The sequence below is a fragment of the Bacillus sp. FJAT-29937 genome (assembly GCF_001509555.1).
GTDB lineage: Bacteria > Bacillota > Bacilli > Bacillales > Cytobacillaceae > Cytobacillus.
Genome location: NZ_LMAS01000011.1, coordinates 90,339 through 99,512 on the forward strand (window position 1 = coordinate 90,339; position 9,174 = coordinate 99,512).

Consider the following 9,174-nt stretch of genomic DNA (forward strand, 5'->3'; position numbering starts at 1 on the left):
AAATCGATACGACTTACATAAAATTAAAAAAAGGAGAATTCCGATGAGTTCATTCCAACCAAACATTCTAGCTTTTACACCTGATAAGAAAGAGGCCGAAGCTTACGCTGACTGCATTCATAATTTTGGATTTACTTCAGTGAAGGCTGCTGCAACCTTAGAAGAAGCAGAAAAATATTTACCGCAGACTGAAATTATTTTAGGATGGAAATTCCCGACTCATATTCTAAATCAGCCAATTGCATCGAATGTCCGCTGGTTTCAATCGATGGGAGCTGGGGTCAATGATCTTGTTGCAGATAAATCAATTCCCGACACCATTCAATTAACCCGTATTGTGGATCAATTTGGTACCTATATATCCGAATATGTGTTTACATTTCTCTTGCACATTGTGAAGGATGTCCCGAGATTGAGGCAGGCACAAATGGAACGGAACTGGGATCCTTTCATTTCTGAATCTCTCGCTGATAAGACAATTGGGGTCGCAGGACTTGGATCGATCGGAACTGAAATTGTCCGAAAAGCTCGTGCCTTTGATATGAATGTGTACGGATTAAGCTTTAGCGGGAGTCAAGCTTCAATAGTGGATAGCCACTTTACATCAGACCAGTGGTTTGATTTTGTAAAGGATCTCGATTACTTAGTCACAATCCTTCCGTTAACAGAAGCTACACATCATATAATCAATGAAAAGCTTCTTTTAGCGATGAAGCCGGATGCTAGTCTTGTCAATGTGGGCCGTGGAGCATTGATAGACGAAGGGGATTTACTATCAGTTATGAAGGGGGGACACCTTCGTGCGGCAGTTCTCGATGTGTTTGAAAAAGAGCCTTTGCCAAATGACCATCCATTCTGGTCAATGCCGAATGTGTTTGTTACCTCCCATTTGTCAGGGCCCAGCACAATCAATGGTGTTTGCGCCTTTTTTGCAAAAAATATTAAACAATTCATGAATGGACAGCCTTTAAACGGGCTAGTAGATCGCAAACGTGGGTATTAAATGATCATTATTACTATATATAAAGGATAAATAGTATAAAGACACCCCAAAGTCGATTCCTTATTATGAAATGGGCTCTGGGGTGTCTGTCACTCTTTATTGGTTTAAATGACTCTTCCTATAACCATACGTAAAGTAAATGATAAGGCCGAGAATTAGCCAAACAGCGAAGCCTTTCCATGTAAATGCTGACAGTTGAAGCATTAAATAAACACAGAAGATTACTGCTAAAGCTGGAATAACGGGTACCCAAGGTGTTTTAAATCCACGTTTGAGATCTGGCCGAGTTTTACGAAGTACGGCAACACCAAGAGAAACAGCTGTGAAAGCAAATAATGTACCAATACTTGTAAGCTCAGCTAATTTATCAAGGGGAACTAGGCCGGCAAGAGCAGCAACCAATATTCCTGTTACCCAAGTGCTTTTTAAAGGAACTTTTGTTTTTGGATGAACAGCAGACAAAGCTTTTGGCAGAAGTCCATCCCTGCTAATTGAATAGAACAGACGTGATTGTCCAAACATCATGACGATTAAGACAGTCGTAATTCCAACAATGGCTCCAAGAGAAATAAAACCTGCTGCCCAATCTTGATTAATATATTGCAATCCAAAAGCTACTGGGTCTTTCACATTTAGTAAATCAAACGGTACAATCCCAGTGAGGACTAAAGAGACCACAATATACAAGACTGTACAAATCGCTAATGCCGAAATAATCCCAATTGGAAGATTCCGTTGTGGATTTTTAACTTCCTCAGCGGCGGTAGATACCGCATCAAAGCCAAAGTAGGCGAACACGACAACTGCAGCTCCAGTAACGACTCCAGAAAATCCAAACGGCATAAACGGAGTCCAGTTATCTGGTTCAACATACCAAGCCCCAATGATAATGAATAATAGTACGACAGCCACCTTAATAACAACCATGATGGCATTAAATTTTGCAGATTCTTTTACTCCTCTAGAAAGTAATAAAGTAACTAAAAGGACGATAATAACCGCCGGTAAATCGATAATTGTGCCTTTGGAGGGATCAAAGGCATATGTTAAAGCTGTCGGAAAATGAATTCCAAACCCAGATAATAATCCTTGAAAATAACCTGACCACCCACTTGCTACAGCGGAAGAGGCAAGTCCATATTCCAGAACTAAATCCCAGCCCAAAATCCAAGCAAATAATTCACCGAAGGCTACATAACTATACGTATAAGCACTGCCCGATGCAGGAATCATCGAAGCAAATTCCGAATAGCATAATGCTGCAAATACACACGCTAAACCTGCAATAATAAATGATAGGATTAAGGCGGGTCCGGCATATTTGGCCGCAGCAACTCCTGTCAAAACGAATACTCCAGTTCCAATTATCGCCCCAACCCCAAGCATAGTTAGATCTAGAGCCCCAAGTACCCTTTTAAGTGAATTGTTAGAAATTTCATTCCCTACCGCTTTTTTACGAAATAAATCCATGATTTTCTCCTATTAGCTATCTCGATTTTTGTAGAAGTGGCAAAAAATTAAAATTAATATAAAGTACATATTTATTATTTGTACAGATTGAAAAATTTATTAGGGAAAGGGGAGAAGGATTTAAGATAAGAGCGCAAATTGCTTTTAAGGTAAAATAATAAACAGTATGTAAAAACTACCTGCGAGGTTATTATGAAAAAAGTTATTCTGCTTAGCGTTTTCATTTCTCAAGTCATATTTTTTATTCTCATGCCGGTATGGCTTGGACTAACAAACCATTTGCATCCGCTTGTTGTTGGGATTGTTTGGTTCGTTATTTCTTTTCTAACTTTATTTATTGTTTGCTGGGTGTTTAATGAAAGAGTTCATTTATCACAAGGGGTCCTCAATGGCCTTATATTTTTCTATTCTTTCGGACTGTTAATCCTATTATTTTTCAGACCGAATGGGACAAATTACGGGGCAGTCAATATCATGCCTTTTAAGACTATTCTTCTTTATTTATTTGGAAATGCTGATTTTTTAATTGCCTTTTATAATTTGGGCGCAAATATTGGGTTATTTATTCCATTTGGCGTGTATTACGGGTTTATAAAAAAGAAAGCTTCAATAAAACAGCTCTTATTTATCACAATTTGTTTGATTAGTATAATAGAAGGTCTGCAATTTGCATCAAAAAGAGGAAGCTTTGATATTGACGACCTCCTATTAAATACAGTGGGTGTATGTCTTGGCTATTTCCTTCTCCCGCTTTTTCGCAGAGTCCTATTAATTAAATAAATGATCATACATGGTTGACCAATTAATGATTTTATCATTGATGGGGCAGCCATTTTTACGTTAAAAACCAAGTCGGTTAATGAAAATTTTATACTTTCAAAAAATTTAGTTGTCATTCCGGAAAATATGTAATAGAATAACTTAAAATCATTAAACATAGTATTTGTATGGGAATTAGATGAATTATCTTCTTAAGGGGGATAGAAGGCTTGGTTGAATCGGTATTTATTCGTGTGGACAAAGTGAGTAAAGCGTTTAAGAATAAGGAGCAAACTGTACGAGTATTAAATGATGTGACCTTTGGGATTAAAAGGGGAGAGATGATCTCCATATTGGGAGAAAGCGGATGTGGGAAGAGCACATTGCTTAATATTATTGGAGGATTCGAAAGGCCTGATGAAGGAAAGGTTTTCATTGATGGAAATCAAGTGAACCAGGCGAATAGAAAATGTATTATGCTTTTTCAAAATTACGGACTTTTACCATGGAGATCTGTTTTGAATAATGTAGAGCTTGGGTTAGAAGGCGAGAAAATGGGGGTTAAGGAGCGGAAGGAGAGAGCTCGCGCATATTTGAATCTGGTCGGTTTAGGGGATAAAGTTGATCTTTTTCCACATGAAATTTCAGGGGGGATGCAGCAAAGGGTTGCAATAGCACGAGCTCTTGCGATTCAGCCGGAATTGATTTTAATGGATGAGCCGTTTGGTGCTTTAGATACATTTAATCGCTATTATCTGCAGGATGAGCTTCTTCGAATTCAAGAGCAGGAGAAGACGACAATTATTCTTGTTACGCATGATATTGATGAAGCGATCTATTTATCAGACAGGGTAATAATGATGAAAGCTAACCCAGGTGAAATAAATAAAGAGTTAACGATAACACTTTCCAAGCCTAGAGATCGAAGTCATGGGGACTTCCAGCAATATCGAAAGACGATATTTGAAGAATTCCACTTTAACAGACCTGCACCTTCAATTGAGTTTAATATTTAAATTTCCTAGATAAAGAGGAGGGATATGATGAAAAGTTATAAAAAGCTTTTATCCTTATTGATCATTTCGTTGCTTGCGGTGAGCTTAGCTGCTTGTGGGTCTAACCCATCATCAGCAGGGAAATCCGTGAATGAGGAAAAGCGAGTAGTGAAAATTGGCTATTTGCCGATTACTCATGCGGTTCCTTTGTACTTAGAAAATGAACAGGATTCGTTTAAAAACTTTAGATTGGAGCTTGTTAAGTTTGGTTCATGGCCGGAGTTAATGGATGCCCTTAATACAGGCCGTATAGATGGTGCTTCTGTACTTGTGACTCTTGCTTTGAAGGCAAAGGAGCAAGGAATTGATTTAAAAGCAGTGGCGCTTGGTCATAGAGATGGAAATGTTTTGGTTGCGGCAAATGATATTAATAGTGTTGAAGATTTGAAGGGGAAAAACTTTGCAATCCCTCATAAGTTTTCTACTCATAATATTTTGCTCTATCAAATGCTTAAACAGGCAGGGCTGAAGTATGAGGATGTAAAGGCTATTGAATTGCCGCCTGCGGAAATGCCGGCAGCCCTTTCTGAAGGGAGAATTTCAGGATATGTAGTTGCTGAACCGTTTGGGGCAGTCTCGGTAGCTATTAACAAAGGAAAGGTTCTTTATCAGGATACGGATATTTGGAAGGATTCAATTGATTGCGCGCTCGTTTTAAGAAATGACTTTATCCAAAAAGAAAATGAAGTGGCCCAGGAATTTGTTAATGAGTATGTCAAAGCAGGCGAATTAGCCGAGAAAAAAGACGACCATACGCTGACGGCTTCTTCTAAATATATGAAGGTTGATAAAGAGGTGATGGATCTTTCATTTCAATGGATTTCTTACGATGATTTAAGAGTAAATCAAAGCAGCCACGATCAATTAACAAAAACTTTAGTGGAAATGGGCTTATCAGAAAATCCGCCTTCCTATGAGGAGTTTGTTGATAATTCATTATTTGATAAGGCGAAGTGATGAAATGGGAAGTGTAAAAAAACTATCAAATGTCATAGCTGGTTTTGTACTACTGATCGCCGCCTGGCAAATAACGATTATTATTGGAAATTATGATGAAGCCCTGCTGCCGCCGCCTCTTAAAGTATGGGAGGGAATTGTGTCGCTCATAAAGGACGGTTCATTCTTCGTCCATCTGCAAGTAAGTTTGATGAGGTTTTTAATTGGTTATTTATCGGCAGTAATTATTGCTGTCATTTTGGGGCTCATCTTTGGAAGGGTTCTAGCGCTATGGAATATCCTTGATCCGGTTGTGCAGGTTTTAAGGCCTGTTTCACCAATAGCGTGGTCGCCTTTTATTGTATTGTGGTTCGGGATTGGTGATATTCCCGCTATCGTCATTATTTTCATTGCTGCATTCTTCCCTGTCTTGCTATCAACTGTTTCAGCGGTAAGGAAAGTAGATCCAATCTATCTGAAAGTAGCTCAGAACTTTGAAATAAGGAAATCACATTTACTTGTAAAAATAATTCTTCCTGCCGCGTTTCCTTTCATTGCAAATGGCTTGCACATTGCCTTAGGAACTGCCTGGATATTCCTAGTCGCTGGAGAAATGGTGGGAGCGCAGTCGGGGTTAGGCTATTTAATAGTAGATGCAAGAAATTCAATGAACTTAGATTTAGTGTTGGCCGGTATTATTTTTATTGGGGTTTGCGGGCTTTTGCTTGATAAGGCAATTGGTTTGTTTGAGAAATGGGTAGATAGGCAATGGGGAAGAGCAAACCAATAGCATATTAGGTTATTTAACTTAGAATTTATTAATTATATCTTTGAGGAGGAAAAGAACATGGCTTTATATCTTGTTGAATCTATTTTGAATCAGGCAGTAAATACAAAGGAAGCTTTTGAAGATAAAGTTTCTGAGGTACAGGAATCAGTTAGCGGAAAAAATACGAGTTTAATTGAAGTTCAAGTTTCAAAAGAGTTTTCAAGAGCTTTCTTCATTTTTGAAGGAGAAGACCGCAATGCGATTACTGATAGTTTAAGAGAATTAGGAATATCCGTTGCTCTTATTAAGCCGGTGCGTCTAGTTGGCCAGGAATTAGCAAAGGTTAAGGAGCAGAAGGAAAAAGTAAATTATTTAGTTGAGTGGAATCTCCCGGAAAACTTAACTATGGAGCAATATCTAGATAGGAAGACAACAAATTCCGTTCATTATGCAGAGGTTCCCGAGGTTTCTTTTTCCAGAACTTATGTATGCGAAGATATGACGAAGTGCCTGTGCTTCTATGATGCACCAGATGAAGGAACAGTAAAAAAAGCACGTCGAGCGGTTAAAGCGCCGATTGATACAATCACTGAGCTTTCATAAAAATGAAAGGGAAACCTCCTTTATGGAGGTTTTCTTAATAAAGGGTGAAATTCCTGGCTTGATTTTTCTAAAGAAAGGGGAAGGCCGCTAATATGAATTTTGAAAGTTTGCTGCAAACACAACTGAAACCGCTAGTCAGAAAGATAGATTCAGAAGCCTACTACCCGGAAGATTTTCTAAAGGCTATTGGCAAAGAGGGGCTGCTTAGTTCGAAGGATTTGCCGAAGGGAGAGTGTCTATCGCGAGAAGTTCATTTATTAAAAGAAACGGCAAAGGTATGTATGACGACAGCTTTTAATTTATGGTGTCATTTAGCTTCTTTAACTTATATTCGACACACTGATAATCCATTTTTGAAAAATGAGCTTCTTCCTAAGCTTGAAAACGGAGAATTATTAGGCGGCACTGGCTTATCGAATCCGATGAAATATTATGCAGGTCTTGAGTCTTTGCATTTAAAGGCAAAGAAGTCTCAAAATGGGTATATAATTTCGGGGAATTTACCCGCTGTTTCTAACTTAGGGAAAGATCACTGGTTTGGAATTATTGCTGAAGTAGATGAACACAAACGAATTATGGCTTTCGTCCCGTGCTCAGCTGAAGGATTAACTCTAAAGGAAAAAATAGAGTACATGGGAGTAAACGGAAGTGCCACTTATTCCTGTGCATTTAACGAAGTAAGGATACGAGAAGAGTGGATAATTGCTGAACAGGCAGATGAATTTATCCTTAATATTCGTCCGGCTTTTGTGCTGTATCAAATTCCACTGGGATTAGGAGTTACAGAGGCGTCGATTAAGTCTATTCAAAAGGTTTGCAACAAGCAGAGTGGGTGCAATCAGTATTTAGATATTCAAACAGATGAACTGCAAGTGACTTTAAATGAAATTGCTGGAAAAACAATCCAGATTGCTGAAAGCTACAATCTTTCTGAGAAATGGAACGAGTTACTGCAGCTAAGACTAGATACTGTGAATCTAACGCTAAAAGCTGTACATGGATGTATGCTTCATCAAGGTGGAGCGGGATACTTGAAAAATAGCGATCCAGCAAGAAGACTCAGAGAATCCTATTTCCTAGTTAATTTAACTCCGACAGTTAAGCACCTGCAAAAGATGATTCAGAAGAATATCACTTACCCTCTTTAAATTTATTTAAACGAGAGATAATTCGGTTGTAAAACCGAGTAATCAAATTTGAATTGCAGAAATGTGGGAGGAGGGAAAAGGGTCCTGATAATAATTCTGGTAAAACAGTCATAAAACCCCCTGATGATTCGAATTACTATTGAGTAATTCGAATTTCTATATAGAGAGATATGGGGGAAATGAAAGATTGATCACAATTACAACCAAGCGTAAACAGAGAATTGCTGAGGTTCGCAAGCAAAGAATGAAGGCTCGTAATAAAAAAGTAGTTATAACTACTGCTGCTGGAGCTATTACAGCTATTATCTTATTAAATGGCAAAGCAGAAGCACATAGCTCAGCCTATACAGTTAAACCGAAAGATAATTTATACAATCTTTCTAAAAAATATCAGGTGAGTGTTAAACAGTTAATAGAAGTAAATGGTCTAGATACAGAAAAAATTACTGTGGGCCAGCGCCTTCTTTTACCTAATAAACATACCGCAGAGGGGGCTGTTTCATATACGGTCCAAAAAGGGGATACGATATATTCTCTCGCTAAGCAGTATGAAACATCTATTCATGATTTAAAAAAGAAAAACAATATGAGTTCCGACAAAATAATTGTTGGGGAAAAACTCTTATTGCCAACAGAAACTAGTAGCAATGTGGAAAGTATCTATACGGCTGTACCAGGAGATACGTTATGGGGAATTGCTAAACGCTTCGGTGTAACAGCTAAAGAACTTGCTGATGCAAATGGGCTTAGTAAGGAAATGATTCTAATTGGCCAGAAACTGAATATACCTGGGGCTGTACAAATTGCAGAAGCAGAAGTGGTTGGAGCAGCTGATAGTTTTACTGTAGAATTTACGGAGCAAGGAAAACCTCTTGTACTGCAAGTGCCCTATGGAACTGCTTCAGATTATCAGAAGAAATCCGGTCAGAAAGTGCATGTTATTTATAAAAATGGATCAGTAATATTGATATATTAAAATATTGTGTGAAAAAGTATAAGTCGCTCTTTATTAAGAAGAGCGGCTTTTATAGTATTCTTCTTTCTTCATAAACGTTGAGGAAATCATATTCTATAAGAGTGTTTTTTACTTTATAAAATAATTTCAATATAATTGTTGACTTATAGAGAATATGATTGTAATATAAAAGTCTCGCTACGAAATACAGGCGAGAAGATAAAAAGAATCTTCATATAACAATTTAAGTGTTGACAAAAACAAATGAGATTGTTATTATGAAAATCTGTCGCAAACGCGATAGAAAATTATTTCAAAAAAGTGTTTGACATCATGAAGATAAGCTGATATAGTATTTACTTGTCAGCAACATTAGTTCCTTGAAAACTGAACGAACAAAAACGTCAACGTTTTAGTCTTTTTATCAAAAAGACATTATGAGCTAATCAACTCAACTTTATTGGAGAGTTTGATCC

9 protein-coding genes are annotated in these 9,174 nt (G+C 37.7%); 8 read left to right on the forward strand and 1 reads right to left on the reverse strand.

Features of this window, described 5'->3' with window-relative positions; genetic code table 11:
• The first annotated feature begins 43 nt into the window (after window positions 1-43).
• Window positions 44-1,003, forward strand: coding sequence for a D-2-hydroxyacid dehydrogenase (locus AR328_RS19300; protein ID WP_066300170.1), 960 nt, complete (start codon window positions 44-46; stop codon window positions 1,001-1,003).
• 96 nt (window positions 1,004-1,099) lie between these two features.
• On the opposite strand, the gene AR328_RS19305 is transcribed toward AR328_RS19300, so the two are convergent.
• Window positions 1,100-2,473, reverse strand: a complete 1,374-nt coding sequence (locus tag AR328_RS19305; RefSeq protein ID WP_066300175.1) for an amino acid permease — start codon at window positions 2,471-2,473, stop codon at window positions 1,100-1,102.
• Window positions 2,474-2,665: 192 nt separating this feature from the next.
• Between AR328_RS19305 and AR328_RS19310 the strand changes: the two genes are divergently transcribed.
• The 7 genes from AR328_RS19310 to AR328_RS19340 all read left to right on the forward strand — a co-directional run bounded on the left by AR328_RS19310 (window position 2,666) and on the right by AR328_RS19340 (window position 8,719).
• Window positions 2,666-3,253 (forward strand): VanZ family protein, encoded by a 588-nt coding sequence (locus AR328_RS19310; RefSeq protein ID WP_066300177.1) that lies wholly within the window; start codon window positions 2,666-2,668, stop codon window positions 3,251-3,253.
• 209 nt (window positions 3,254-3,462) lie between these two features.
• A complete protein-coding gene (locus AR328_RS19315; protein WP_066300180.1) occupies window positions 3,463-4,248 on the forward strand; it encodes an ABC transporter ATP-binding protein in 786 nt (261 codons plus the stop codon).
• A gap of 24 nt (window positions 4,249-4,272) precedes the next feature.
• Window positions 4,273-5,244 carry an ABC transporter substrate-binding protein gene (locus AR328_RS19320; RefSeq protein WP_066300188.1) on the forward strand — a complete coding sequence of 324 codons (972 nt, stop codon included), beginning with the start codon at window positions 4,273-4,275 and terminating at the stop codon, window positions 5,242-5,244.
• A gap of 4 nt (window positions 5,245-5,248) precedes the next feature.
• Window positions 5,249-6,013, forward strand: a complete 765-nt coding sequence (locus AR328_RS19325) for an ABC transporter permease (RefSeq protein WP_066300224.1) — start codon at window positions 5,249-5,251, stop codon at window positions 6,011-6,013.
• 57 nt (window positions 6,014-6,070) lie between these two features.
• On the forward strand, window positions 6,071-6,595 hold the full coding sequence (locus AR328_RS19330) for a DUF4242 domain-containing protein (protein WP_066300195.1): 525 nt from the start codon (window positions 6,071-6,073) through the stop codon (window positions 6,593-6,595).
• Between the two features lie 92 nt (window positions 6,596-6,687).
• Window positions 6,688-7,743 carry an acyl-CoA dehydrogenase gene (locus AR328_RS19335; protein ID WP_066300199.1) on the forward strand — a complete coding sequence of 352 codons (1,056 nt, stop codon included), beginning with the start codon at window positions 6,688-6,690 and terminating at the stop codon, window positions 7,741-7,743.
• Between the two features lie 187 nt (window positions 7,744-7,930).
• Window positions 7,931-8,719 (forward strand): LysM peptidoglycan-binding domain-containing protein, encoded by a 789-nt coding sequence (locus AR328_RS19340; protein WP_066300206.1) that lies wholly within the window; start codon window positions 7,931-7,933, stop codon window positions 8,717-8,719.
• Window positions 8,720-9,174 lie beyond the last annotated feature (455 nt).